Genomic DNA, 26,148 nt, shown 5'->3' with positions numbered 1-26,148 from the left:
CGATCCCTGTCGCTGGCGGCCCGCGCTGCGGGCCGCCAGCGACGGTTCACAGCAGGCGGCGGCGCGGCCGGCAAGGCGCGTGATGCCACCGCGTGCAAGGCTCGCGGCGAGCAATCGAGCGGGGTGGCGGCTACGCTGCCTTTTATTGCGGCGCCGCTTCCAATGGCGCCACGGCGGCGCCCTGGATCTTGTGGCGCGCCAGCGCCTCGGCCACGAAGCCGCTTTTCTTCATCGCTTCGACAAAGGCGGCCAGGTACGCGCTGGCCTTGGCGCCGCGGCTCTTGGGCACGCCCATGGCCTGGCGGATCAGCATGAAGTGGCCGTCCAGCAGGCGCAGGCCGCCCAGGCGGTGCGCGTCGGCCTCCAACTGTTGCCTGACGCCGGCCGCCACTTCCATGTTTTCCTTCACGAAGGTGTCGACCACGGCGGGCGAGGTGGGCGCGCGAAAGAGTTCGGCGTGCTTGATCTCGCGCGTCAGGTACAGGTCATAGGCGCTGCCCTTGCCGACCACCACGCGCTGGCCGGCTCGGTCCACTTCTTCCATGCGGGTGATGGGGGAATCGTCGCGCACCAGGTAGGCGCCTTCGATCACCACGTAGGGCGCGGTGAAGGCGATCTGTTCGCCCCGCAGCGGATCGATCGCGAAGAAGCCCACGTCAGCCTGTTCGGCGGCGACCGCGTTGACCGATTCGCCGGCGGACTTGAACACCACCAGCTCCAGTTTCACGTCGAGCCGGCGCGCCAGTTCGGTGGCCAGGTCGACCGACACGCCGCCGGGCGCGCCGGTGTCGGGATGGGTGTTGGCAAGGATGGGATTGCCCAGGTTGATGGAGGCGCGCAGCGCGCCGGTCGGGGCAAACGCGTCGAGCAGTTCGTGATCGGTCTTCATGGATCTTCCTTCCTTGGGGGGCATTTTCCGGCGCGGCGGCGCTATTGCGCGCGCCGCAGCACGTAGTGCGGCGCCAGCGGGCCGGTGGGCCGGGTGCCGTCGCGGTACAGCATGATCACCTGGTTCTCGGCGATGAAATAGCGCTGGCTGTCGCCCGAGGCGTCCAGGCGGATGGTGCTGCCATCGGATTCCCAGCTGAAGGTGCCGGCGACCGTTTCAGGCTGCGGCTCGCGGTCCAGGTACTGGGTGGCGCGCTCGTAGCGGCCGTCCTGCATCAAGGTCAGGCGGGTGCGGATGCCGGGGCAATCGGCGCAAGGCAGGGTGCCTTCGTAGCTGCCCGGCCAGTCGAGCGAATCGCGCGCCGTGTGATTGTCCACGGGCACGGAACGCGCGCTGATCGGTTTGGAGGGGGCGCAGCCGGCAAGCAGGGCGACTGTCAGGGTGCAGGTCAAGGTGGTTCTCATCATGGCGAGCTCCTGTGTTGCGGTGCGCCCACGATACGGACGCATGCCCATCCTTGCTGAAACGGGATGTAAAGGCAAGCGCGGCGCGCCCGTCGTGGATGCGTGGGATCCCGCCGGGTCCGTCGCCCGGAGCGCGTCAGCGCGGGGCCGCGGCCAGCAGGCCCGGATGGGGCGCGCGGGCGATGAGGATGGTGCCCGTCACCGACTCGGTGCAGAACAGGGTGCGGCCGTCCTCGCCGCCAAAGGCCAGGTTGGTGGTCGACATGCCGTTGGGGCTGCGCCAGACGATCACCGGCTCGGCGCGATGGTTCAGCAGCCACACGTAGCCCAGGCCGGGATTGCAGACCAGCAGATTGCCTTCGCGGTCCACCGCCAGTCCGTCCGGGCCGCTGGGACCGTACGAGGTGAAGAACTGGCTCACCTTGCTGACGCTGCCGTCCGCCATCAGCGGCACGCGCCAGACGCAGTTGCCGCGCGTCACCGCCAGGTACAGCACCTTGCCGTCCGGCGACAGCGCCACGCCGTTGGGGCTGGGCACGTTGTCGAGCAGGCAATCCAGCCGGCCGTCGGGGCGCAGGCGGTACAGCCGGCCGCTGGGATCGTGCAGGCCGCTCTGGCCCTGGTCCGTGAAGTAGATATTGCCGTGCGCATCGAAGATCAGGTCGTTCACGCCCTTGAAGCGCTCGCTGTTGCGGCGGGCCAGGTAGGGCGCGACCTGGCCGCTGGCCACGTCCAGGACCATCAGGCCATTCTTGTAGTCCGTGATCAGCAGTCGGCCGTCGTCCAGGAACTTCATGCCGTTGGGCTCGCCGTCGTATTCTGTCACCAACGACCATTGGCCGTCGGGTCCGATGCGGAACACCCGCCCCCACGGAATGTCGGTGACGTACAGGTTGCCGTGGCGATCGAACACCGGGCCTTCCAGGAACGAATCGACCGGCGCGCCGCCGCGGTTGGCGTCGGCCCAGTCGCTGCGCTGGGGGCGGCGGAAGTGGTCGGGCATGGCGCTCCATGCGTCCAATTGCGCCACCTGGGGCGGTTGCGGGAAAAACATGGCGTCTCCTCGGTGTCTATTTGGCGTCGTAGCCGATGCTGCGGGCCACGTTGCCCCACATCACGTTGCTGTCGGCCAGGATGCGGCCGAATTCCGCCGCGTCGGCGGCGCGCGGCTCGGCGCCCATCTTGGTGGCGAAGGTCTGCATTTCCTCCGACGCCATGGCCTTGGCGACTTCGCGTTGCAGGCGTTCGGTGACTTCCGGCGGCGTGCCCTTGGGCGCCCACAGGCCGGTCCAGTTGACCACGCCGAAATCCTTCACGCCAGCCTGCGCGAATGTCGGCACGTCGGGAAGTACCGCCAGCCGCTTGGCGCCGCTCACGGCCAGCAGGCGCAACTGTCCGCCCTGCGCCGGCCCCATCAGGCCGGTGGTCGAGGCGAACTGGAAGTCGATCACCTTGCCCAGCACCGCCTGCGTGGCTTCGGCGGCGCCCTTGAACGGCACGTGCATGAATTTCACGCCCGTCGCCCGCGCCAGCCCTTCGGCGGCAAAGTGCGGCGTGGTGCCGGCGCCGCCCGAGCCGTACGTCACCGAGTCGGGCTTGGCGCGCGCCCGCGCCAGCAGGTCGTCGAGCGTGCGATAGGGGCTGTCGGCCGCCACCGCCAGCGCCATGGGCGCGAAGATGAAGGCCGTGACCGGCTGCAGGTCCGCCGCCGGATCGAAAGGCAGTTTCTTGAAGATGTGCGGCAGCAGCGAATAGGTGGTGTCGTTGGCCACCAGCGTGTAGCCATCGGCCGGCGCGCGGGCCACCTGGCTGACGCCGATGGTGCCGGTCGCGCCGGGCTTGTTCTCCACCACGAAACTCTGGCCGGTCTGCGTCGACAGCATCTGCGCGACCTTGCGCGTGGCCACGTCGACCGCGCCGCCCGGGCCGTAGGGCACCACGATCCGCACGGGGCGGTTGGGCCAGGCGTCGGCGGCATGGGCCACGCCGCCCGCCAGGAGTGTCGCGGCGGCCGCGACGAGCAGCGCGGCGCGCCGGGGCGAGAAGCGGGTTCGATTACGGTGATTCATTTGTCGTCCTCTGTTTTTATGCGGGAATGTCATTCGGCCTTGAGCCCTCGCTGGCCGCGTCATTCCTTGTGGATGCCGGCCTCGGCCAGAATACGGGCCGAGCGTTCCATCTGGTCGTCGATGAAGGCGCGGAATTCGGCGGCGGTCGAGCCCACCGGCTGCGCGCCGAGTTCCTGCAGGCTGTGGCGCAGCGCCGGGTCCTGCAGCGTGGCGCGCAACGCCTGCTCGATGCGCGCGGCCACCTCGGGCGGCACGCCGGCCGGCGCCAGCACGCCATTCCACTCGTACACCGAATACTGCGGCACGCCGCTCTCCGCGACGGTGGGCAGGTCGGGCAGCGCCGCGATGCGCTCGGGCGACGTGATCGCCAGCGCGCGCAGCTTGCCGCTCTTGACCAGTGGGTAGGACGCCGCCATGTTGCTGAACATCATGTCGATCTGGCCGCCCATCAGGTCGGTCAGCGCTGGCGCGCCGCCCTTGTAGGGGACGTGGGTGAGTTCCAGCTTGTTGCCCTGCGCGTACCAGGCGGCGGCGATGTGTTGGGCGGTGCCCTGGCCGGGCGTGCCGAACGTCAGGTGGCCCTTGCGCGCGGCGGTCGTGAGGTCTTCGATGCGCTGGTAGGGCGACTGCGCCGGCACCACCAGGAGGTTGGGCGTCAGGCTGATCAGCGAGATCGGCAGGAAATCCCGCCGGCTGTCGTAGCTGAGTTTCTTGTAGAGCGAGGGATTGATGGCGAACGCCGTGGCGTCGTAGAGCAGCGTGTAGCCGTCGGCGGCGGCGTGCGCCACGCTGGCCGCGCCGATGGTGCCGCTGGCGCCGGGCTTGTTCTCGACCACGACGGTCTGGCCCAGGCGCGCGCCCAGTTTCTGGGCCACCAGGCGGGCCTGGGCATCGGCGGCGCCGCCGGCGGAATAGGGCACCACCAGCTTGAGCGCGCGGTCGGGGTAGTCGGCGGCGGCCACGCTGGCGCAGAACGCAAGCGCCAGGGGTAAAAGGCGGAACAGTTTCACGAGATCGTCTCCTTGTGGAAAGCGCGCCGCCTGTGCCGGCGGCTGCGCCTGGTTTGCGGTTTTCAGCGTTTCAGACCGTGGCGATGGGCGTGGCTGGCGAGCCGGCCGCGCCTGGCAGGCGCAGCGGGGGCGCGGTCAGCAGGAAGCGGTGGCGCCCGTTGGCGCGCAGCCAGCGCGCCAGCGGCGTCAGCCACCACAGTTCACCCAGGTGGATGCCGTTCTTGAACAGGCAGTGCTCGTGCAGCGGCAGGCGCGGGCGGCGCAGCGGCGTGGCCGCGCCCCCCAGGGCTACCGGCCGCACCAGCTCGACGGCGGGGTTGTCGGCAATCAGGCACGCCAGGCGCGTGTCGACGATCCAGCGCAGCAGGCGCGCATCGTCGCCGTCCAGGCCGCTGCCGGTGGCGTGCAGGCGCGCGACGTCGGGCTGGCGGTTCATCGACATCAGCGTGTCGCCGAAGCCGGTGTGCAGGCACACCATGTCGCCCGGCTCGATGGCCACGCCGTCGGCCTCCAGGATGCGCATCAGCGCGTCGTAGCCCACGGCGGTGCGCGTGCGGCCGACATGGGCCTCCAGGTCGATCAGCACGGCGCGGCCCTGCACGCCATGTTCGGCCAGTTGCTCGATGCCGAGCGCCCCGGCGCGGGGGCCGGGAAAGCGGGCCCAGTCCGCCACGGCTTGCGGATCCTCCGCGGCCGCCAGGATTTCGGCGCCGGCCCGAAAGCCGTTGTAGAACACCGCCTCGGCCTGCCCGTCGCCATCGGCATCGAACCGGCTGCCCATGTGCGCCAGGCTGTCCCACTGGGTGGAATACTGTGTGTTCATCAGCAGCACGTCGTCGCACACCACGTCCGTGAGCAGCGGGTCTTCCGACGCGTAGGACCAGCAAAAGCCCTGGGCTCCGGCGCTCTTGCCATCGCGCAGCGTGGCGTAGCGCTGCGGCGGCAGGCGCCGCGGGTTCAGCGCCATGCCGCCCGGCACGTCCAGCGGCAGCGACAGGCAGAACGTCAGGCCCTCGCGGACCTCCGCGATGCCCTGCAGCACCTTGGCGCGGTCCACCAGATTCATGCGGCCGCGCTGGTCGTCGGGGCCGAATTCGCCCCAGTTGCTGTCCGGCGGCGCATGCTTCCATCGTTGCGGCATGGCGCGGCTCCTCAGGCGGGGGCGGCCGCGCGGGCCAGCACGTCCAGCGCATTGCGCGCGGCGGCCACGCCCATGTTGACGTAGGCGGCGCTGGTCACTCCGCCGACGTGCGGACTGAGGAGAATGCGCGGCTCCTGCTGGAAGGGGTGGCCGGCCGTCATCGGCTCGACGGCGAAGCTGTCCAGGCCGGCGGCGCGCACCTGGCCCGAGCGCACCGCCTGCAGCAACGCGTCTTCGTCGACCAGGCCGCCGCGCGCGGTGTTGACCAGGACCACGCCGGGCTTGCACTGCGCCAGCGTCGCCGCATTGACCAAGCCGCGGTTCTCGTCGGTCAGCGGGCAATGCAGCGACACCACGTCGGCCTCGCGCCAGATCGCGTCCAGCGGCACGCTGGCGATGTATTCGGGCAGATCGCGCGCGTAGGGATCGAAGCCGATCACGCGCATGTTCATGCCGTGCGCCATGGCGGCCATGCGCCGGCCGATGGCGCCCAGGCCCACCAGGCCGATGGTCTTGCCGTCCAGCTCCAGGCTCTTGTGCGTCGACTTGTCCCAGTGTCCGGCGCGCATGCGCCCATCCAGGCCCACGACCGATTTGGCGCAGGCCAGAAGCAGCGCCAGGGCATGTTCGGCCACGGCGGCGGCGTTCACGCCCACGGCGGCCACGACCTGGATGCCGCGCTGGGCGGCGGCGGCCTTGTCGATGGTGTCGGTGCCGCTGCCGTGCTTGGAAATCACGCGCAGCGCGGGCGCGGCGTCCATGGCGGCGGCGCCCACCTTGCTGTAGCGCACGATGATGGCAACCGGGTTGTGCTCGCGGCACAAGGACACGATGCCCTCTTCGCTGGGCGTCTTGCCGGCAAACACCAGATTGAAATCCTGCAGCAGCGCGACGGCTTCCGGGGCCAGGTCGGCCGCGGTCACGACGATGGCGGCCTTGCCTGTGGCGATGTTGTTCACAGCGCTTCCCCTTCCTTGAGCACGCCGGCGGCGCGCAGCGCGGCCGTCAGCCACTTGGCCTCGGTGTCGCCGGCCTGGATCGCGGCGATGCGCGCGGCCTCGTCGCGCACCTTCTTTTCGGCGGCCGGCAGCAGGCCTTCGATTTTCTCGCGTTCGACCACCACCACGCCGTCGGCGTCGCCGATGACGAAGTCGCCGGGATGCACGGTCACGCCGCCGACCGACACGGGATGGCCGATGCGGCCGGGCACGTTCTTGGTGGGGCCGTTCGGGTTGGTGCCGGCGGCGAACACCGGATAGTCCATTTCGATGATCTCCACGCTATCGCGCGCCGCGCCATCCATCACCACGCCGGCGATGCCCAGCTTGCGGCAGGCGTTCATCATGATGGTGCCCATCAGCGCCGAGCTGAGGTCGCCCTTGCCGTCGATCACCAGCACGTCGCCCGGCTTGGCCAGCGAAATCGCGGCATGGATCATGAGGTTGTCACCGGGGCGCACTTCCACCGTCAGCGCCGTGCCGGCCAGCTTCATGCCGGGGTGCAGCGGGCGGATGCGGCCGCTGAGCGCGCCGCGGCGGCCGGCCACGTCGGCCAGGATGGCCGGTTGCAGTGCCGCCGCGCGGCGCACGATGTCGGCGCCGACGCGCGGGAAGTCCTTGATGATGTCCTGGTTTGCCATGAGTGTTCCTGTGGAGGTGAGAGTCGGAAGGGCAGGGTCAGGCCGGCTTGATGCCGGCGTCGCGGATGACCTTGCCCCATTTGTCGAAGTCCGCCCTGCGGGTGGTGTCCAGGGCCTGCGGCGTGCCGCCGGCCAGCGTGATGCCGAACTGCTCGGCCAGCGCCGTCAGCGCCGGGCTCTGCAAGGCGCGTCCGATCCCGGCGTTGAGCCGGGCGATGACGGACGCGGGCGTGGCGGCGGGGGCGAACACGGCCTGCCATTGCTCCACCACGAAATCGCTGAAGCCGGCCTCGGCCATGGTTGGCACCTGCGGCAAGGCCTGCAGGCGCCGCGCCGACGTGGCGGCGAGCGCGCGCAGCGCGCCGGTCTGCACGTGCGGCAGCGCGGCCGCCGCGGGAATGAAGGCGAATTGCACCTGCCCGGCCAGCGTGTCCTGCAGCGCGGGCGTGTCGCCCTTGTAGGGCACGTGCAGGAACCGCGCGCCGCTCTTTTGCTGCAGCAGCTCGCCCTGCATGTGCAGGATCGTGCCCGTGCCGCCCGAGGCATACGCCAGGCTCTGCGGGGCCTTTTTCGCGGCCGCGATCAGGTCGGCGACCGTGTGGAACGGCTGCTCCCTGCCCACCACCAGAAGATGGGGAATGGTGCCGATCATGATGACGGGCGCGAAGTCCGCCACCGGGTCATAGGTCAGCTTGCCGAGCACGTGCGGCGCGATCGCCTGGGGTCCGATCGAGGTGCCCAGCAGCGTCAGGCCGTCCGGCTCGGCGCGCGCCACGCGGGCTGCGCCAATGGTGCCGGTGGCGCCGGGACGGTTGTCGACGATCACGCGCGTGGCCAGCAGCGCGTCCAGTTGCTGCGCGATGGCGCGGCCCAGCACGTCGGTGCTGCCGCCGGCCGGATAGGGCACCACCCAGGTGATGGCCTTGCCGCCGGGCCAATCCTGCGCGGCGCGCGCGCCGAAGGCCGCGCCGGCCGCCACGGCCGCGCCCAGCGCGAGGAAGCGCCGGCGCGAGAGGAAGTAAGAGGTCTGCATGCGTTGTCTCCGTGTTGTTCTGGTATTCATGCCGCAAAGCCGTACAGGGTCGCCGGGTTGTGCACCAGGACCTGGCGCAGCCGGGCGCTGCCGGCCCAGTCGGCCAGCCGATCGAGCTGGCGCGCGTCGTCGGGCATGGGCTGCATGCCGGCCGACGCCGAGGCGTGGGGCCAGTCGCTGCCCCAGACGATGCGTTCGGGATTGGCGTCGAGATAGCCGCGGGCCAGCGCGTCCAGCGCGGGATCCTCGACGCTGTGGCGCGGGCTGACGAGGTAGCCGCCCGACAGCTTGAGCCAGGCGCGGCCCTGGCAGAGCAGGCGCAGCACCAGGGCATGGGCCGGATGCGCGCCGGCCTGCGCCGGACTGATGCGGGCCATGTGATCGAACACGATCGGCGCCGGCAGGGCCGACAGCAGGCCATCCAGTTGCGCCAGCCGATCGGGCGGCATCAGCAACTGCACATGCCACCCGAGCGGGGCGACCCGCGCCGCCAGCGGCAGCACCTGGTCGATGGTGCTCGTCACCCCCAGCGAAAGGTTGAGCCGGATGCCGCGCACGCCAGCGTCGTGCAAGGCTTGCAGTTGCGCGTCACTTTCGCTGCCATCGATCACCGCCACCCCGCGCGCCTGCTCGCCCAGTTGCGCCAAGGCGTCGAGCATGGGGCGGTTGTCGGCGCCATAGGTCGACGGCGTGACCAGCACCGCGCGCTGGATGCCAAGGCGGGCCTGGATCGCGCGGTACTGCGCCATGGACGCGTCCGGCGGTAGCAGCCTTGCGCCCTTCACCGTCGGGTAGCGGGCGTCATACGCGTGGAGGTGGCAGTCGCACGCCCCGGGCGGGGCGGCGGTGGCCGGCCTGGCGTCGCCGCTGGAGTAGGCGTAAAGGGCAGCCACGGCCGAATCACTCCACCTTCGCGCCCGAGTCCTTGACGATCTTGCCCCAGCGGATGCGGTCGTCGTGGATCAGCCTGGCGAACGCTTCCGGGGTGTCAGTGAGCACGCGCGCGCCCTGTTCCTGGTACTTGACGCGCAGCTCCGGCGTCTGGAGCGCCTTGTTGAACTCGGCATTCAGGCGCTGCACGATGTCCTTGGGCGTGCCGGCCGGCGCGGCCAGGCCGAACCAGGTCACGGCCTCGAAGCCGGGGAAGCCGCGCTCGGCGATGGTGGGCACGTCGGGCATGTCGGGCACGCGCTGCGCCGAGGTCACCGCCAGCGCCCGCATCTTGCCGTTGCGCACGTGGCCGATGAGCGTCGGCACGGAAGACAGATACATGTCGATCTGCCCGCCGATCAGGTCGTTGGACGCCTGCGCCGCGCCCTTGTAGGGGATGTGCGTGAGCTGGATGCCCGCCGCGTTCTGCAACTGCACCGCCGCCAGGTGGGCCACCGTGCCATTGCCGGAGCTGGCGAAGTTCAATGTCCCCGGCTTGGCCTTGGCCGCCGCGATCATGTCCTCGAAGGTCTTGAGCGGCGAGTTGGCCGGCACCACGATCACCAGCGGCGCATCGGCGACCAGGCCGATGGCGGTGAGGTCCTTCTCGGGGTCGTAGGGCAGCTTGGCGTACAGGGTCGGGTTGATCGCCAGGTTGCTGGTCTGGCCCAGCACCAGGGAATACCCGTCCGGCGCCGACTTGGCGACGGCGTCCACGCCGATGTTGCCGCCCGAGCCGGGCCGGTTTTCGGTGACGATGTTCCAGCCGGTGTTGCCGGCCACCTTGATCGCCGCTTCGCGGGCCAGCACGTCGGTGCCGCCCCCGGGCGGGAACGGCACGATCAGCCGGATGGGTTTGTCGGGGTAGCCCTGGGCCGCGCCCAGGCTGCTCATGCACACAAGGGCCAGGCCCGACAGCAAGCGTGCGAACGGCTTCATGTTTTGTCTCCGATGTTTGTTTTTGATGGGAGGAATTGTCGAGGGATGTTCCACCTAATACAATACGAGTTCATACAGCGGAACATGTTTCATATGACGAACGATGACCTGACCCCGGAATCCCCCGACGCGCCGGGCGAAGAGGGCGTAGTGGCGGTGCGCCGCGCGATGCGGATCCTCGAAGCCTTTGGCGTGGAGGACCCCCATCTGTCGCTGGCGGAACTGAGCCGGCGCACCGGCTGCCATCGCTCCACCGTGCTGCGGCTGGCGCGCACGCTGGCCATGGACGATTACCTGGCGCAGCGGCCCGACGGCACCTGGCGCCTGGCGCGCGCCGCCGGCTGGCTGGGCGCGTGTTACCAGGCCACCTTCAACATCGTCGAGGTGGTCCAGCCGATCCTGCGCGAGCTGTCGGCGGCAACCGGCGAAAGCGCGACGTTCTACGTGCGCGAAGGCAAGCAGCGCATCTGCATGGCGCGGGTCGAGGGCCCCAAGTCGATCCGGCACCACGTGCGCGTCGGCGCGGCCCTGCCGCTGGAACTGGGCAGCCCGGGCCGCGTGCTGCTCGCCTTTTCCGGCGAACCGGGCGAACCGTATGAATCGGTGCGCCGCGCCGGCTACATGGTGTCGCTGGGGGAGCGCGATCCCGAGGTCTCCAGCATCTCCGCGCCGGTCTATGGCATCAACTGGACGCTGCAAGGAGCTGTCTGTATTTCGGGGCCGATTTCTCGCCTGGGCGAAAGCGTGCTGCATGAGTTGAAGGAACCGATCCTCGCCGCGGCCAGCCGCCTGTCGCGCTCGCTGATGGGGGCGCGGCAAGGGCAGGGGGCCTGACGCCGCTGCGGCGACCGGCCAGGCCTTGCGCCGAGGCCCGCATGTCCGCCGCCGCCCGCCATCCTGGCCGTATCGGCGCGGCGCGCCGAGGCGGCCCGCGCTACGCTCATCGGCGGTAGCGCTCGTCGCCGTCCCCCGCCCGGCGCATGCGCTACGCTATCTATCTTTGCGCGCCGGCGTGGCGCGCCGCGAGGAAGCCGCAATGAAAGGCGAACACCATTACGACGTCGGCGTGACCTGGACCGGCAATACCGGCAAGGGCACCGCCAGCTACACCGCTTATGCCCGCGACCACGTGATCCAGTCGCCGGGCAAGCCCGATATCGCCGGTTCGGCCGATCCCGCATTCCGCGGCGACGCGGCGCGCTGGAATCCGGAGGACCTGCTGGTGGCCTCGCTGTCGGCCTGCCACAAGCTCTGGTATCTGCACCTTTGCGCGGTCGAGAACATCATCGTCACGGCCTACCGCGATGACGCGCAAGGTGTCATGCGCGAAGATCCGCAGCGCGGCGGCGCCTTCGTCTCGGTCACGCTACGGCCCGAGGTCACCATCGCCGCGGGCGGCGACGCCGGCCTGGCCGAGGCCCTGCATGCCCGCGCGCATCATTTCTGCTTCATCGCCAATTCGGTCAACTTTCCCGTGCTGTGCGAGCCGCGCATCGTCGTGGCCGGCTGACGCGCCACTCGAAGGGGGCTTGCGATGCTGACGATCTGGGGCCGGCGCAGTTCCTTCAACGTGCAGAAGGTCCTGTGGCTGGCGGGCGAACTGGGCCTGGCGTATGAGCACGTGCCGGCCGGCGGCCAGTTCGGGCTGCTCGATACGCCCGACTTCCTGCGGATGAATCCCCATGGCCGGGTGCCGCTGCTGCGCGACGGCGACACGGTGGTGTGGGAGTCGCACGCGATCCTGCGCTACCTGGCCGCGCGCCATGGCGCCGACGCCTTCTGGTCGGCCGATCCGGCGCGACGCGCGCGCGCCGATGGCTGGATGGACTGGGCCCAGACCGCGTTGCAGCCGGCCTTCCTGGCCGGCGTGTTCTGGGGCTATTACCGCACCCCCGAAGCGCAGCGCGACCTGCCGGCCATCGCGCGCAGCCTGGCCGCCACCCATGCCTGCCTGCGCCAGCTCGATGCGGTGCTGGCCGCGCAGCCCTACCTGGACGGCCAGGCGCTGACACTGGCCGACATTCCCGCGGCCACCGCGCTGTACCGCTACTACGAGCTGGACATCGACCACGAGCCCCTGGCCCACGTGCGGGCGTGGTACGAGCGCCTGCGCGAACGCCCCGCCTACCGCGAACACGTCATGGTGCCGTTCGGCGAGTTGAAGGGCCGGCTGGATTTCTGAGGGCGCGCTGGCCTGTTAAGCTGTCCCATGGCCGGCGCGAAGGCGCGCCGGCACTATCTTTGCGACGTGGCTTCCCCATGCTCCTGCCTCTTGCCGACTGGCCGCAACGCGCGCCTGACCTGGGTATCTCCGGCCTGCGCCTGCGTCCCTTGCGCGACACCGACGCGACACACTGGTATGCCTATCTGCGCGACGACAACGTGACCCGCCACACCAGTTGGCAGCTGGACGGCCCGGACGCGCTGGCGCCATTGATCCGCGGCTATGCCGACCCTGCCGCCAGCCACTGCGTGCGCCTGGCCATCGTCGAGGCCGACGACCGCCTGATCGGCACGATCGGGTTCAACGAGATCACGCCGGGCGCGCGTCGCGCCGAAATCGCCTACGACCTCGCGCCTTCGCACTGGCGCCGCGGCATCGCGTCGCGGGCCTGCGAGGCCATGACCGCGTGGGCCCTGCAGACGCTGGGCCTGGCGCGGGTGCAGGCCACGGTGCTGGACACCAATACCGCCTCGGCCGGCGTGCTGGAACGCTGCCATTTCCACCGCGAAGGGCTGCTGCACCATTACCGGCAGGTGCGCGGCGAGCCGCGCCATTTCTGGATGTACGCGCGCATCTGGCCGCCCGCGCTGGTCGGCGCCGAATGCGGTTAGCCCGCCTTTCCGTTCCGGTGGGCCCGGCCTTGCCGGGCCGCGACCCACTTTTTCCGAGAGAACCATGACGTCCGCCCTGATCGTGATCGACGTGCAACGCGCCCTGTTCGAGACCACGCCTGAACCCGCCGATGCCAGCGCCGTGCTGGCGCGCATCAACGACCTGGCCGAGCGCGCCCGCGCCGCCGCCGCGCCCGTGGTCTACGTGCAGCACGAGGCGGCCGGCAGCCCGCTGGCGCAAGGCGAACCCGGATGGCAGCTGGATACGCGCCTGCGGCCGGCCGACGGCGACATCCGGATACGCAAGACCACCCCCGATTCGTTCCTGCGCACCGGCCTGGGCGAGGCCTTGTCGCAGGCGGGCGTCACGCAGCTGGTGGTGTGCGGCTACGCCAGCGAATTCTGCGTCGACACCACCGTGCGCCGCGCCGCGGCGCTGGGCTATCCGGTCACCTTGGCGGCCGACGCCCACACCACCCAGGACAAGCCGCACGCGCCAGGCGCGCAGATCCGCGCGCACCACAACACCACGCTCTCGTCGATGACCAGCTTCGGCGTGAAGATCGCCGCCGTGCCGGCGGCCGACATTGCCTTCGGCCAGGCGAGGTAGCGGCCCATGGATCCCGAACTGCTGCAGCTGCTGGTGACGCGCACCATGCCTTTCGGCAAGTACCAGGGGCGCCTCATCGCCGACCTGCCGGGGCCGTACCTGGCCTGGTTCGCGCGCAAGGGTTTTCCGCCGGGCGAACTGGGGCGCCTGCTGGCGTTGATGCACGAGCTGGACCACAACGGCCTGTCGTCCTTGCTGGCGCCCTTGCGCCAGCCGCCGGCGGCGCGCTGAACGGCGCCGGGGAAACCGCAAGAAACAAATCTCGCGGCTGGCGTAGCGTCTTGGCACGCCCCGCGGGCGCGCGTGGGGCTACGATAGACCGGCGCGTCACCGGGCGGGGTATCTGGCCCGGGCGCGACCAACAAAGAGAGGTCGTCATGAAGAAACTCCCGCTCACCGCCGTCCTGCTGGCCCTGGCCTGCCTGGGCGGCGCGGCCCAGGCGCAGAACGCGGCGCCGGTCACGCAGGAATTCCAATATCCCAGCCAGCGCTCCAAGGACGGCAGCCTGTCGCCGCCTTCCACCTTGCGCATGACCGTCACGCCCGATCCGAACTCGGCGCCGGCCGTGATCCGCGACACGCCCGAGAGCCAGGCGCAATACGTGCGCTGCCGCGAGGTCTCGGACCGCGCCGCCGTCTCCAACGCCCAGATGCAGGCCGGGGTCGCCCAGTGCCTGCGCGAACTGGAGCAGCGCCGCCAGCAGCAGTAAGCGCCGGGCCCGCGGGGCTTGGCCCGGCCGGCCCGCTGCACGTCGGGCTCGGTCAGGTCAGCCCGCTTCAGGTCAGCCCGCTTCAGGTCGGACCTGGTCAGGCCGGGCCGGCCGCCGTGGCGGCCCGGGCCGAGCCGCGCGCCCAGTGCCAGGTCATCAGGCCGGCCGCCAGCACCACCGGCAGCATGGCGGCGTTCAGGACCTCCCAGCCGAACGCGTCCAGCGCCGGCCCGGCGGCCAGCGTCGCCACCGCGGTGGCGGCATAGCGCAGCATCTCGGCCGCGCCCTGGGCGCGGGCGCGCTCGGATGGGCGGTACGACTGCGCCAGCAGCGTGGTGCCGCCCACGAACATGAAATTCCATCCCACTCCCAGGCAGAACAGCGCCGCGTAGAACGCTGGCAGCGACGGCGAGGCCATCGCGATCAGCGCGCAGGCCACGTTCAGCAGCATGCCCGCGCCCAGCACCTTGGCCAGACCGAAGCGCTGGATCAGCGCGCCCGCGAAAAAAGCCGGCGCGTACATGCCGACCAGATGCCACTGCATGATGTTGGCGCCGTCGCCGATGCTGTGGCTGCACGCCACCGCCGCCAGCGGCGCGGCCGTCATGATGAACATCATCGACACCGATCCCACCACGTTGTTGGCCAGCGCGGCGATGAACACCGGCTGGCGCGCCACCGCGCGCAGCGGCCGCGGCGGCAGCCCGGCCTGCGCCTCGCCCGCGGCCACGGACGTTTCGGTATCGCGATAGAAACCGAACAGCAGGGCGGCGGACAACAGCGCCAGCAGCGCCACCATCAGGTAGGCGCCGGCGAACGCCACCGGCGCGAACAGGTCGCGGCTCCAGGCCGCCAGCGCCGGCCCGGCGATCGCGGCGATGACGCCGCCGGTCATCACCACCGAAATCGCGCGGCTCTTGGCGGCCGGTTCCACCGCGTCCGCCGCGGCCAGCCGGTAGTACTGCGCGAACGCCTGGAACACGCCCACCAGCGCGGTGCCCGCGCAGAAGGCCCAGAAGTGGTCGTGGAACACCGCCCACACCGAGATGCCGCCGCCCGCCGCGCCGGCCAGGGCGCCCAGCGCGAAGCCGTTGCGGCGGCCGATGCGCTGCATCAGCAGCGAAGCGAACCAGGTCACGACAGCGCCGGCGACGGTGATCAGCGCGAACGGCAGCGTCGACAGCGCCTTGTCCGGCGCCAGCATGTGGCCGGTCAGCGCGGTCAGCGTCAGATCGATGGAAATCGCGGCGATGAACAGGCCCTGGCACACGGCCAGGATACGGGCGTTGCGGCGGCCCGTGGCGGGCGAGGGCGAGGAGGGCATGGGAAAGGAAGGGGCGGACAGGTCGGGTTTGACAGGCCCCACTGTATCGACGCACACTTTGGCGTGAATGACATAATTCCCTCAAAAAACGCCAATCCGTCATGACCCACCACGTCGCCTTCCTGCTGGTGCCCGATTTCCAGCTGCTGGACATGTCCGGCCCCGCGGCCGTGTTCCAGACCGCCGGCCGTTTCGCGCGGACGGCGGCTGGCCCGGCATACCGGGTCCACGTCGTGTCCGAGCATGGCGGCGAAGTGCGCAGTTCCTGCGGCATTGGCGTGCAGACGCGACCGTGGCGCGGCACGCCGGCCGATACCCTGGTGGTGCCGGGCGGCGAGGGCGCGCGCGAAACCGCCGTCACCGCCGCCTTGCGCGCCCGCCTGCTGGCCCAGCGCCACCAGGGCCGGCGGCTGGCCAGCGTGTGCACCGGCGCGCTGGTGCTGGCCGCCGCCGGCCTGCTCGATGGGCTGCGCGCCACCACCCATTGGCGCCATGCCGCGGCGCTGGCGCGCAACCATCCCACGGTCCGGGTCGAGCCCGACCGCATCCATGTGCGCGACGGCGACACCTGGACGTCGGCCGGCATCACCGCCGGCATCGACCTGGCGCTGGCCATGGTCGAGGCCGACCTGGGGGTGGACGTGGCGGCCGAGACCGCGCGCGAAATGGTGGTCTACCACCGGCGTTCGGGCGGGCAGTCGCAGTTCTCGGCCCTGCAGGACCTGGCGCCCGACAGCGAACGCATGCGCGCCGTGCTGGAGCATATCCGCGGCAACCTGGGCACGGCGCTGACGGTGGAACAACTGGCTGGGGTCGCCTGCGTCAGCCCGCGCCAGTTCCTGCGCAGCTTCAAGGCCGAGACCGGCGAAACGCCCGCCAAGGCGGTCGAGCGCATTCGCGCCGAGACCGCGCGCGCGCAGATCGAACAGGGCGATGGCAGTATCGACAGCGTCGCCCGGCGGGTCGGCTTCACCGACAGCGAACGCATGCGCCGCGCCTTTCTGCGGGTCTACGGCCAGCCGCCACAGGCGCTGCGGCGCGCGGCGCGCAATGCCGCGTTGGCATGAAACGGGTGAAACGGTAATAATAGTCACTCTCAATAAAGCGTCGGATCCCGCCCGGGCCCGCCACCGTGACCGCTTCGCATCCTGAACTCGACTGGGCCGTTCCGGCCGCCACGCCAGCCATGTCCCTGGCCGGCGGCACGTTGCGCTTCGAGCGCGGCGAGCGGGTGCTCGAAGACCTGACACCCGGCCTGAAGCTGGTGCTGGTGCTGGAAGGGGAACTGCGCTACCGCGTGCCGGGCGCGCCGACCGCGCAAGTCAGCGGACCGCTGCTGCACCTGAGCCTGTGCCGCGACCCGCTGCGCATGGAGCACGAGTTCGGCGCGCGCCGGTCGCTGCGCTTTGTCTCGCTGCGCACCTCGCTGGACCACCTGCGCGACTCCCTGTCGCTGGATCCCGCCGACATCGTCCGCCTGCTGCGCGCGCCGTGCCACGATGATTCCTACGCCGAGGCCAACCTGCGGCTGGCGCCGCCGCTGCAGGCCCTGGGCCGGCAGATGCTGGCCTGTCCCATGCAGGGCGCGCTCAAGCGCATGTACCTGTCCGCCAAGGCCCTCGAACTGACCGCGCTGGCGCTGGGCGCCCTGCAGCCGGCACAGGCCGCGGCGCCGCCGCCCGGCCTGTCGCGCGCCGATACCGAACGCCTGCACCACGCGCGCGACCTGCTGCTGGCCGATCTTCAGCATCCCCCCACCTTGCCCGAGCTGGCGCGCCGCGCCGGCGTCAACGTCAACAAGCTCACCACGGGCTTTCGCCGCGTGTTCGGATGCAGTGTCTACGCCTTCGTGCGCGAGCAGCGCATGGCCCAGGCGCACGCGCTACTCGCCGCCGGCGAGATGAGCGTGTCGCAGGCCGCCTATGCCTGCGGCTATACCGATTCGCACTTCACCAAGGCCTTCCAGCGGCGCTACGGGGTGCTGCCCAGCGCGCTGGTTCCTGGTCGCTGAACATAGCAAGAGTCTTACAAACGCTTGCGCGCTGCGGATTCTCCTTCAAATTGTATGAGAATAATTCTCAGTATCAAAGAAGGAGAAGTACCCATGCGTTCAATGTCCAGGAACAAGGCGCGGCGCGCGCGGGCGGCGCGCCATTGGCCGCTCTGGCTGGCGGTGGCGGCGGGGCCGGCGCTGGCCGGCGACGCCAGGGATGCCAAGGACGCGGCCACGCTGCCGGCAGTCACCGTCAGCGGCGAACGCGAGGCCGCCAGTGCGCAACAGCCGACATTGGGCAAGCTGCCCTTGAGCGTGCGCGAGACGCCGCAATCGATCTCCGTGATCGGGCCGGAGCAGATGCGCCAGCAGAACCTGCAAACCCTGGACGACGTCATGCGGCACGCCACGGGCATCACGGTGCAGCCGCACAGTCGCCTGACCACGGCGTACTACTCCCGCGGTTTCAAGATCGACTCTTTCGAGCAGGACGGCGTGCCGACCATGATGGGCAATGTCGCCGCTACGCCCGAAGACGTGGCGGTGTTCGAGCGCGTCGAAATTCTGCGCGGCGCCAATGGCCTGCTGCACGGCGCGGGCAATCCGGCGGCCACCATCAACCTGGTGCGCAAGCGCCCGCAACGCGAGACCACTTTCGGTGGCGAACTCAGCGCCGGCAGCTGGGATCGCTATCGCGCCATGGCGGACCTCGGCGGTCCGCTCAACGACAGCGGCAGCGTGCGTGGTCGTGTCGTCGGCGTCCTGGAGGATCGTGGTTTCTTCTATCAGGCGGCAAACCAGAAGACCGGTCTTTTCTACGGCGTCGGCGAGGTCGACCTGGGTCCGGGCACCGTCCTGTCGGCCGGACTGCAATATCAACGGGTGCGTTCCAATCCGCCGCCCAGCATGGGCGGCGTGCCGCGCTACAAGGACGGCAGTCCGCTCGGTCTGAAGCGCTCGACCAACCTGGAATCCATCGACAGCCATTCCAATTGGAACACCACGCGCTTGTTTGCCGACCTGGAACACCGCTTCGGCCCGGGCTGGACCGCGAAGCTCAGCTTCAATCATCTGAAGTCCGATTCCGAAATGAAGTACCTCACCGGCATGGGCGGCGTCGACCCGAAGACGGGCACCGGTACGACGCTGTACGGCCAGGGCATCCGCTACGACAACAGCCAGACCAGTTTCGACGCCTATGTCAGCGGGCCGATCGAATTGTTCGGCCGGCGCCACGAACTGCTGATCGGGGCCAATTCACTGCGCACCACCTGGGAGAACTCCAACGCGGTCGCGCTCGGGACCGTCCATGGCACGCCCATCGATGTGTTCAACTGGAACCCCCATGATGTGCCGAGTTATGACGTCGGCCCCTACAAGTCCGATGGCAGGAATCCCGAGCGCGAACAGGGCATCTACGGCATGGGCCGTTTCTCGCTCGCCGATCCCGTGACCCTGGTGCTGGGTGGTCGCTTCGACTGGAGCCGTCTGGCGTCGCCGACTGCCGAAAAGCGCGTCAATGCGAAATTCACGCCCTACGGCGGGCTGATCGTCGACCTGAATCGCCAATGGTCGCTTTATGGCAGCTATGCGCAAGTGTTCAAGCCGCAGAGCGACAAGGACCGCGATGGCAAGATGCTCGACCCGATGACGGGCACCAACTACGAGGTTGGCGTCAAGGGCGAACTGGCGGAGGCGTTGAACGTGTCGCTCGCGCTGTTCCAGATCGACCAGAAGGATCGGGCCCAGGTCGCGCCTTCGCCGGTGCCTTGCCGGGGCAGGAATTGCCCTTCGATCCCGGGCGGCAAAGTGCGCAGCCGGGGATTCGAAATCGAGGCCGCGGGCAACATCACGCCCTATTGGAACCTGGCGGCCGGCTATACCTTCAATACCACCCGCTACCTGACCGACACCCGCTCGGCGGGCCTGGCCCTCGCCAGCTTCACGCCCAGGCACATCTTCCGCCTGTGGACCGAGTACGCCTTGCCGGGACTGGGGCGGCGCCTGAGCGTGGGCGGGGGCATGCAGGTGCAATCGGGCTTCTACAACGTGGCCGGACCGATCACGCTGCGCCAGGGCGGCTACGCGCTGGCCGATATGCGCGTGGCCTACCGCGTCGACAAGCACGTGACGGTGGCGCTCAACGCCAACAACCTGTTCGACCGCGTCTACTACCAGCGCCTGAACGATGCCAGCTGGACCAACTACTACGGCGAGCCGCGCAATTTCATGCTGACGGTGCGCGCCGAGTATTGACCGTCGTCATCGGCTGAGGCGGCCGCGCGCGTCGCATGGCGCGTCCCGGCCGCCTCGGCCCGCCCGGTAAAAACTTCCGCAATCGCCAGCGAGACTTCCGCAATCGCCAGTGGCGCGCCGGGCCGCTCTCTAGAATGGTTTGAGAATAATTCTCAGTAACCAGGAAAGAGGAACGGCGGTGCGATCAAGGTTCAGGAACAGGGCGGCACGGCCGCGCAAGGGCGCGGCGCGCCATTGGCCGGTGTGGCTGGCGTTGACGGCGGTGGGGCCAGCGCAGGCCCAGCAGGCGGGCGATGCGGCAACGTTGCCGGCGGTGACGGTCAGCGGCGAATCCGCCGCGACCGCGCCGACGCCCACCATGGGCAAGCTGCCTTTGACGGTGCGCGAGACGCCGCAATCGATCACGGTGATCGGCCAGGAACAGATGCGGCAGCAGAACCTGCAGAGCCTGGACGAGGTGATGCAGCACGCCACCGGCATCACGGTGCAGCCCTACCAACTGCTGACCACCGCCTACTACGCCCGCGGCTTCAAGGTCGATTCGTACGAGCAGGATGGGGTGCCGGTGCTGATGGGCAACATGGCCGCGTCGCCCCAGGACATGGCGGTGTACGAGCGCGTCGAGATCCTGCGCGGCGCCAACGGCCTGTTGCACGGCGCCGGCAACCCCGCCGCCACCGTCAACCTGGTGCGCAAGCGTCCGCAGCGCGAATTCGCCTTCAGCGGCGCGCTCAGCGCCGGCAGCTGGGACCGCTACCGCGTCGAGGCCGACCTCGGCGGCCCGCTCAACGACAGCGGCAGCGTGCGCGGCCGCATCGTCACGGCGCTCGAGGACCGCGGCTATTTCTACGACGTGGCGGACCAGAAGTCGGCGCTGTTCTACGGCATCGGCGAGGTCGACCTGGGCCCGGACACCGTGCTCTCGGCCGGCCTGCAATACCAGCGCACCCGCTCCACTACCAACATGGCGGGCGTGCCGCGCTACAAGGACGGCGGCGATATCGGCCTGAAGCGCTCGACCTACCTGGACGCCGCCTGGGACCGCTTCAACTGGAACACGACGCGGGTATTCGCCGACCTGGAGCACCGCTTCGGCCAGGGGTGGAGCGCCAAGGTCAGCGCCAACTATCTGACCGCCGACAGCAACCTGAAGTACGCCGGCGCCTATGGCGCCATCGACCGCCAGACCGGCCTGGGGTCGGCGCTGATGGGCGGCGCCTACAAGTTCGACAACACCCAGGCCAGCGTCGATGCCTACGTCAGCGGCCCGGTGCAACTGTTCGGCCGCCGCCACGAACTGCTGCTGGGCGGCAACGCCCAGCGCACCACGACCGAGCAGTACACCGGCCAGTTGTTGCCGGCGCTGCGCGTGCCGGTCAACGTGTTCGACTGGGACCCGCGCAGCGTGCCGGAGCCGGGCGTGGGACCCTATACCTCGCCGGGCGAGACGCGCGCGCGCCAGCAGGGCGTCTACGGCATGGGCCGCTTCTCGCTGGCCGACCCGCTGACGCTGGTGCTGGGCGGACGCATGAGCTGGTGGAACCAGGACGCGCCCGCTTCGCGCCAGCGCATCGATCCCGAATTCACGCCCTACGGCGGGCTGATCGTCGACCTGGACCGCCAATGGTCGCTGTACGGCAGTTATGCCGAGGTGTTCCAGCCGCAGACCCAGCTGACGCGCGACGGCCAGGGGCTGGACCCGGTCACCGGCACCAACTACGAGGCCGGCATCAAGGGCGAACTGATGGACGGCGCGCTGAACGTATCGCTGGCCGTGTTCCAGATCCGCCAGAAGAATCGCGCGCAGCAGGATCCCGCCTGGCCCTGCGTCGGCCAGAACTGCTACTACGTGGCTGGCGGCGAGGTGCGCAGCCGCGGCTTCGAGGCCGAGGCCAGCGGCAACATCACGCCGTACTGGACGGTGGCCGCGGGCTACACCTTCAACACCAGCAAGTACCTGACCGACACGCAGGCGGGCGGCCAGCCGTTCGCCAGCTTCACGCCCAAGCACATCTTCCGGCTGTGGACGAACTATGCGCTGCCGACGATGCAGCGGCGCCTGAGCGTGGGCGGCGGCCTGCAGGTGCAGTCCGGCTACTCGACCGAGTCGGGCCCGGTCACGCTGCGCCAGGGCGGCTACGCGCTGGTGGACCTGCGCCTCGCCTACCGCGTCGACAAGCACCTGACCGCCGCGCTGAACGTCAACAACGTGTTCGACCGCGGCTATTACCAGAGCCTGTCGGGCACGGCCTGGAACAACCGCTACGGCGAACCGCGCAACCTCATGCTGACCCTGCGCGCCGAGTATTGAACGGCGCGCCCCACACGGGCGGCGCGCGCCGCCCGGCCATCATTCGAAGGAGTAAACGGATTGGCCACGCTCATCCCCCCGCCAGTGTTCGACTGGCTCGATCATTTCATGGCGCTCGGCGCCGACGGCGCCATGCGCGATATCGGCAAGCTGCGCCGCTTGGCGCCGCACGAAGGCTGGCTGGTCGGCGTCAAGGCCGCGGCCTGCGACGCCGACGTGCATGGCGACGTCTGGGAACGCCATCCCGCGGGCGAGGAAATGCTCTGCGTGCTGGAGGGCCGCGTGGTGCTGACGCTGATGGACGCGACCGGCGCCGAGACCGACGTGCTGCTGGACGCGCGGCGCAGCGTGGTGGTGCCGCGCGGCGTGTGGCACCGGCTGCACGTGGCCTGTCCGGCCCGCATCCTGTTCGTCACGCCCGGGCATGGCAGTGAACACCGCCGCGCCGGCGCGGCCTCGCAAGCTTGAAGGAAATCGACGTGAAGCCTATCGCCAATGCGCGCCTGTTCGTCATGATCGGCGCGCTGTATTTTTCCCAGGGCATTCCGCTGGGCGTGGCCATGGAGGCGCTGCCCACGCTGCTGCGGCGCGATGGCGCGCCCCTGCATGCGCTGGCCTGGCTGCCGCTGGTGGGGCTGCCCTGGGTGCTGAAGTTCCTGTGGGCGCCGCTGGTCGACAACCGCTGGCGCGCCACGCTCGGCCGGCGCCGCAGCTGGATCCTGCCGATGCAGGCCGTGGTGCTGGCCTGCCTGGCGGCGGTGGCCATGACCGGCATCGCCGCAGCCAGCGCGCCCTGGGTGGTGGGCCTGATGGCATTGGCCTCGCTGGCCAGCGCAACGCAGGACATCGCCACCGATGGCCTGACCGCCGAGCGCTTCCAGGGCCAGGCCCTGGCGCGCGCCAACGCCGTGCAGGTGGGCGGCACCATGGTCGGCTTCTTCGCCGGCGGGCCCGGTTGCCTGGTGCTGGCCGGCCGGCTGGGGCAGGGCGGCGCGCTGGCGCTGCTGGCCGCGGTGGTGGCGTTCAGCCTGCTGATGGCGCTGGGGTGGCGGGAAACCGCGCTGCCCGAACCCGCGGCCGCGCCGCGGCGCGCCTCGCTGGCCGGTTTCGCGCGCCGGCCCGGCGCCTGGGCGCTGGTACTGGCGGCGTTCCTGTCGGCGATGACGGCGGTGGCGGGCTATGGATTGTCCAAATTGTTCCTGGTCGATGCGGGCTGGCCGGTGGACGCGGTGGGGCAGCTCGGCATGGCCGGCGGCGCGGTGACGGTGCTGCTGGGGTGCGGCGGCGGCGCCTGGCTGGTCGGGCGCCTGGGCGCGCGCGGCGCATTGGCCCTGGGGCTGGCGGCCTCGGGCGCGGCCGCGGTGGCCTGGCTGGCGCAGGCGCGGGGCTGGGCCGCGCAGCCCGCGCTGATGGCCTACCTGGCCCAGGCGCTGGGTTCGTTCGGCGCCGGCGCCGCCTCGGTGGCGCTGATGACGCTGGCGATGCGCTTTGCCGCCCGCGGCACGCAGGCCGGCACCGACATGACGGCGGTGCAGAGCGCGCGCGACCTGGGCGAAATCCTGACCTCGTCGCTCATCACCGCGCTGGCCGCCCAGCTCGGCTACGCCGCCGGTTTCGGCGGCGGGCTGCTGGCGGCCGTGGTCACGCTGGTTTTCGTGGCGCTGGCGCTGCGCCGCCCCGGGTGACATGGCGTTTCGGGCGGTTGCGGCTACACTTGTGCGCCGTTTTGCTTTCAGCCCCCGAATTTCCATGATTTCCACCGCATGCGGCGTCGACTTCGGCACGTCGAACTCCACCGTCGGCTGGAGCCGCCCCGACCAGCGCGCGCTCCTGGCTCTTGAAGACGGCAAGACCACCTTGCCCTCGGCCATCTTCTTTCACGATGAAGACGCCGAGGTCAGCTACGGCCGCGCGGCCATCTCCGACTACCTGGCGGGCTACGACGGGCGCCTGATGCGCTCGATGAAGAGCCTGCTGGGCAGCTCGCTGATCGACGGTTCCACCGAGGTGCAGGGCCGCTCGATCCCGTTCCGCGTGCTGCTGACGCGTTTCATCGCCGAGCTCAAGCGCCGCGCCGAAACGGCCGCCGGCCGCGACTTCTCGCGCGCCGTGCTGGGCCGGCCGGTGTTCTTCGTCGACGACAACCCCGCCGCCGACCAGACCGCCCAGGACACCCTGGGCGAAATCGCGCGCAGCGTCGGCTTCACCGACATCGAATTCCAGTTCGAGCCGCTGGCCGCGGCCTTCGACTACGAGTCGCAGATCGACCGCGAGGAACTGGTGCTGGTCATCGACATTGGCGGCGGCACATCGGACTTTTCGCTTATCCGCCTGGGGCCCGGCCGTGCCGCCAAGCCGGACCGGCGCGACGACATCCTGGCCTACGGCGGCGTGCACATCGGCGGCGTGGACTTCGACAAGCAGCTCAGCCTGGCGCACGTCATGCCGCTGCTGGGCCTGGGCAGCCAGTTGCGCAGCGGCAAGGACGTGCCGTCCACGCAGTACGGCAACCTGGCCTGCTGGCACACCATCAACCAGGCCTACACCCGCAAGGCCGCCGAGCACTTCGCCTACATCCGTGCCGAGGCTGGCGACCGCGACAAGATCGACCTGCTGCTGAACCTGGTCAAGCAGCGCGCCGGCCACTGGGTGGCGGTGCAGGTGGAAGAGGCCAAGATCGCGCTGTCCGAGGCGCCGGCGGCGCGCATCGACCTGTCGCGCATCGCGCCCGAACTTGGCGTGGACGTGAGCCGGCCGTCGTTCGACAACAGCGTGGCGCGGCTGATCGAGAAGATCGAGCAGACCGTCGGCACCCTGCTGCGCGACGCGGGCGTCGCGCCCTCCGATGTGGACACGGTGTTCTTCACCGGCGGTTCGAGTCGCGTGCCGCGACTGCGCGAATGCGTCTCGGCGCTGGTGCCGCAGGCGCGCAGCGTCGAGGGCGACCTGTTCGGCAGCATCGGCGCCGGCCTGGCGCTGGACGCGCGCCGCAAGTTCGACTGAGGCTCGGGCGGCGCTTGCCGCCCACACCGCGCGGCCGCCGCGCCGCGCGCTTTCGTCACCACGTCGCCAGCATCGCCGGCACCCGTTCGGCCAGCGCGTCGATCGCGGTGCGCGTCTTCGACGGCAGGTAGCGCGCCTGGGGCCACACCGCATGCACCGGCTGCGCCGCCATGCGGTCGCCGTGCATCAGCACATCCAGTTCGCCGGTGCGCACGTAGTGCGACAGCATCCAGCAAGGCAGCCAGGCCAGTCCGACGCCCGCGATGGCCGCGTCGGCGATGGCTTGCAGATCGTCCATGCGCAGGCGCGGCGGCACGCGCAGCTGCACCACCTCGCCGTCCGCCTCCATCAACGACCAGCCCTTTTCGACGCCGCCACGGGCGTAGGCCACGCCCACGTGCTGGCGCATTTCATCCAGCGTTTGCGGGCGCCCATGCGCCGCAATGTAGGCCGGCGACGCGCCTATGCCCATGGTCTGCAGGCCCAGGCGCCGCGCCACCAGGCTCGCGCTGTCGGGTAGCGCGCCGATGCGGATGCCCAGGTCGTAGCCTTCCTCGATCAGGTCGACCACGCGGTCGTTGAACGAAATCTCGATCTGCAACTGCGGATGCCGCGCCGCCAGTTCGCGCAGTACCGGGGCCACGCAATGGCGGCCGAACACCACCGGCGCGCTGACGCGCAGGCGGCCCTGTGGCGAGCGGCGGCCGCTGTCCAGCTCCGCCTCGGCGTCGTACAGCTCGGCAAGCGCGCGCACGCAGCGGTCGTAATAGGCCTGGCCGGCGTCGGTCAGGCTCTGCTGGCGCGTGGTGCGATGAAACAGCCGCGCGCCCAGCCGGGCCTCGAGCCGCGCGATGGACTTGCCGACCGCCGAACGGGTCAGGTTCAGGCGCTCGGCCGCCAGCGCGAAACTGCCGGCTTCGGCGGCCTGCACGAAAACCTCGATGCCGCCGAGCCGGTCGTGGGGGAGGGGTGTAGCCATCATGCCTTCCTGG

At 70.2% G+C, this 26,148-nt stretch carries 27 protein-coding genes; 14 read left to right on the top strand and 13 right to left on the bottom strand.

Features of this window, described 5'->3' with window-relative positions; translation table 11 throughout:
• Window positions 1-142: 142 nt before the first annotated feature.
• The 11 genes from ACVN9Z_RS26045 to ACVN9Z_RS25995 all read right to left on the bottom strand — a co-directional run bounded on the left by ACVN9Z_RS26045 (window position 143) and on the right by ACVN9Z_RS25995 (window position 10,114).
• Window positions 143-889 (bottom strand): ABC transporter substrate-binding protein, encoded by a 747-nt coding sequence (locus tag ACVN9Z_RS26045; protein WP_020928518.1) that lies wholly within the window; start codon window positions 887-889, stop codon window positions 143-145.
• 41 nt (window positions 890-930) lie between these two features.
• A complete protein-coding gene (locus ACVN9Z_RS26040) occupies window positions 931-1,356 on the bottom strand; it encodes a copper resistance protein NlpE (protein ID WP_006385025.1) in 426 nt (141 codons plus the stop codon).
• A gap of 133 nt (window positions 1,357-1,489) precedes the next feature.
• On the bottom strand, window positions 1,490-2,407 hold the full coding sequence (locus tag ACVN9Z_RS26035) for an SMP-30/gluconolactonase/LRE family protein (protein ID WP_006385026.1): 918 nt from the start codon (window positions 2,405-2,407) through the stop codon (window positions 1,490-1,492).
• Window positions 2,408-2,423: 16 nt separating this feature from the next.
• Window positions 2,424-3,422: a Bug family tripartite tricarboxylate transporter substrate binding protein gene (locus ACVN9Z_RS26030; RefSeq protein WP_053500160.1), complete on the bottom strand. Its 999-nt coding sequence runs from the start codon at window positions 3,420-3,422 to the stop codon at window positions 2,424-2,426.
• Window positions 3,423-3,481: 59 nt separating this feature from the next.
• Window positions 3,482-4,432 carry a Bug family tripartite tricarboxylate transporter substrate binding protein gene (locus ACVN9Z_RS26025; RefSeq protein WP_006385028.1) on the bottom strand — a complete coding sequence of 317 codons (951 nt, stop codon included), beginning with the start codon at window positions 4,430-4,432 and terminating at the stop codon, window positions 3,482-3,484.
• Window positions 4,433-4,502: 70 nt separating this feature from the next.
• Window positions 4,503-5,573 carry a cyclase family protein gene (locus ACVN9Z_RS26020; RefSeq protein WP_006385029.1) on the bottom strand — a complete coding sequence of 357 codons (1,071 nt, stop codon included), beginning with the start codon at window positions 5,571-5,573 and terminating at the stop codon, window positions 4,503-4,505.
• A gap of 11 nt (window positions 5,574-5,584) precedes the next feature.
• Window positions 5,585-6,532 (bottom strand): NAD(P)-dependent oxidoreductase, encoded by a 948-nt coding sequence (locus ACVN9Z_RS26015; RefSeq protein ID WP_232067156.1) that lies wholly within the window; start codon window positions 6,530-6,532, stop codon window positions 5,585-5,587.
• Window positions 6,529-7,212: an RraA family protein gene (locus ACVN9Z_RS26010; protein WP_006385031.1), complete on the bottom strand. Its 684-nt coding sequence runs from the start codon at window positions 7,210-7,212 to the stop codon at window positions 6,529-6,531. Before ACVN9Z_RS26010 ends, ACVN9Z_RS26015 begins: the two co-directional genes overlap by 4 nt.
• A 37-nt stretch (window positions 7,213-7,249) precedes the next feature.
• Window positions 7,250-8,245, bottom strand: a complete 996-nt coding sequence (locus ACVN9Z_RS26005; protein ID WP_082387846.1) for a Bug family tripartite tricarboxylate transporter substrate binding protein — start codon at window positions 8,243-8,245, stop codon at window positions 7,250-7,252.
• A 26-nt stretch (window positions 8,246-8,271) separates the two neighbouring features.
• On the bottom strand, window positions 8,272-9,138 hold the full coding sequence (locus ACVN9Z_RS26000; protein WP_110059071.1) for an amidohydrolase family protein: 867 nt from the start codon (window positions 9,136-9,138) through the stop codon (window positions 8,272-8,274).
• Between the two features lie 7 nt (window positions 9,139-9,145).
• Window positions 9,146-10,114: a Bug family tripartite tricarboxylate transporter substrate binding protein gene (locus ACVN9Z_RS25995; protein WP_054436884.1), complete on the bottom strand. Its 969-nt coding sequence runs from the start codon at window positions 10,112-10,114 to the stop codon at window positions 9,146-9,148.
• An 84-nt stretch (window positions 10,115-10,198) separates the two neighbouring features.
• Between ACVN9Z_RS25995 and ACVN9Z_RS25990 the strand changes: the two genes are divergently transcribed.
• The 7 genes from ACVN9Z_RS25990 to ACVN9Z_RS25960 all read left to right on the top strand — a co-directional run bounded on the left by ACVN9Z_RS25990 (window position 10,199) and on the right by ACVN9Z_RS25960 (window position 14,269).
• Window positions 10,199-10,948, top strand: coding sequence for an IclR family transcriptional regulator (locus ACVN9Z_RS25990; RefSeq protein ID WP_006385034.1), 750 nt, complete (start codon window positions 10,199-10,201; stop codon window positions 10,946-10,948).
• Window positions 10,949-11,150: 202 nt separating this feature from the next.
• A complete protein-coding gene (locus ACVN9Z_RS25985) occupies window positions 11,151-11,624 on the top strand; it encodes an OsmC family protein (protein WP_049054242.1) in 474 nt (157 codons plus the stop codon).
• A gap of 24 nt (window positions 11,625-11,648) precedes the next feature.
• The gene (locus tag ACVN9Z_RS25980) at window positions 11,649-12,296 is read left to right on the top strand and encodes a glutathione S-transferase family protein (RefSeq protein WP_006385036.1); all 648 of its coding nucleotides are present in this window, start codon (window positions 11,649-11,651) and stop codon (window positions 12,294-12,296) included.
• A gap of 77 nt (window positions 12,297-12,373) precedes the next feature.
• A complete protein-coding gene (locus ACVN9Z_RS25975) occupies window positions 12,374-12,949 on the top strand; it encodes a GNAT family N-acetyltransferase (RefSeq protein WP_054516992.1) in 576 nt (191 codons plus the stop codon).
• Window positions 12,950-13,013: 64 nt separating this feature from the next.
• Window positions 13,014-13,559: a cysteine hydrolase family protein gene (locus ACVN9Z_RS25970; RefSeq protein WP_049054241.1), complete on the top strand. Its 546-nt coding sequence runs from the start codon at window positions 13,014-13,016 to the stop codon at window positions 13,557-13,559.
• Between the two features lie 6 nt (window positions 13,560-13,565).
• Window positions 13,566-13,790 carry a DUF3820 family protein gene (locus ACVN9Z_RS25965; protein ID WP_006385039.1) on the top strand — a complete coding sequence of 75 codons (225 nt, stop codon included), beginning with the start codon at window positions 13,566-13,568 and terminating at the stop codon, window positions 13,788-13,790.
• Between the two features lie 146 nt (window positions 13,791-13,936).
• Window positions 13,937-14,269, top strand: coding sequence for a hypothetical protein (locus ACVN9Z_RS25960; RefSeq protein ID WP_054505413.1), 333 nt, complete (start codon window positions 13,937-13,939; stop codon window positions 14,267-14,269).
• 97 nt (window positions 14,270-14,366) lie between these two features.
• Here ACVN9Z_RS25960 and ACVN9Z_RS25955 read toward each other — a convergent pair whose 3' ends face one another.
• Window positions 14,367-15,593, bottom strand: a complete 1,227-nt coding sequence (locus ACVN9Z_RS25955) for an MFS transporter (protein WP_024069573.1) — start codon at window positions 15,591-15,593, stop codon at window positions 14,367-14,369.
• Window positions 15,594-15,694: 101 nt separating this feature from the next.
• Here ACVN9Z_RS25955 and ACVN9Z_RS25950 point away from each other — a divergent pair, with 101 nt between their 5' ends.
• The 7 genes from ACVN9Z_RS25950 to ACVN9Z_RS25920 all read left to right on the top strand — a co-directional run bounded on the left by ACVN9Z_RS25950 (window position 15,695) and on the right by ACVN9Z_RS25920 (window position 25,156).
• On the top strand, window positions 15,695-16,660 hold the full coding sequence (locus ACVN9Z_RS25950) for a GlxA family transcriptional regulator (protein ID WP_458212805.1): 966 nt from the start codon (window positions 15,695-15,697) through the stop codon (window positions 16,658-16,660).
• A gap of 65 nt (window positions 16,661-16,725) precedes the next feature.
• Complete coding sequence (locus tag ACVN9Z_RS25945; protein ID WP_458212804.1) at window positions 16,726-17,604, top strand: helix-turn-helix transcriptional regulator; 879 nt, start codon at window positions 16,726-16,728, stop codon at window positions 17,602-17,604.
• Window positions 17,605-17,697: 93 nt separating this feature from the next.
• Window positions 17,698-19,842 (top strand): TonB-dependent siderophore receptor, encoded by a 2,145-nt coding sequence (locus ACVN9Z_RS25940; RefSeq protein ID WP_458212803.1) that lies wholly within the window; start codon window positions 17,698-17,700, stop codon window positions 19,840-19,842.
• A gap of 178 nt (window positions 19,843-20,020) precedes the next feature.
• A complete protein-coding gene (locus ACVN9Z_RS25935) occupies window positions 20,021-22,153 on the top strand; it encodes a TonB-dependent siderophore receptor (protein WP_458212802.1) in 2,133 nt (710 codons plus the stop codon).
• Window positions 22,154-22,213: 60 nt separating this feature from the next.
• Window positions 22,214-22,621: a cupin domain-containing protein gene (locus ACVN9Z_RS25930; protein ID WP_024069568.1), complete on the top strand. Its 408-nt coding sequence runs from the start codon at window positions 22,214-22,216 to the stop codon at window positions 22,619-22,621.
• 44 nt (window positions 22,622-22,665) lie between these two features.
• Window positions 22,666-23,838, top strand: a complete 1,173-nt coding sequence (locus ACVN9Z_RS25925; RefSeq protein ID WP_049055224.1) for a RhtX/FptX family siderophore transporter — start codon at window positions 22,666-22,668, stop codon at window positions 23,836-23,838.
• 64 nt (window positions 23,839-23,902) lie between these two features.
• Entirely contained in the window at window positions 23,903-25,156 is a 1,254-nt protein-coding gene (locus ACVN9Z_RS25920) for an Hsp70 family protein (protein ID WP_149895273.1), read from the top strand.
• A gap of 55 nt (window positions 25,157-25,211) precedes the next feature.
• On the opposite strand, the gene ACVN9Z_RS25915 is transcribed toward ACVN9Z_RS25920, so the two are convergent.
• Window positions 25,212-26,135, bottom strand: a complete 924-nt coding sequence (locus ACVN9Z_RS25915) for a LysR family transcriptional regulator (protein WP_054485321.1) — start codon at window positions 26,133-26,135, stop codon at window positions 25,212-25,214.
• Window positions 26,136-26,148 lie beyond the last annotated feature (13 nt).

The sequence above is a fragment of the Achromobacter sp. KK8 genome, assembly GCF_054188005.1.
The sequence above is the reverse complement of the archived record's forward strand: the minus strand, read 5'-3'. Positions and strand labels throughout refer to the sequence as shown.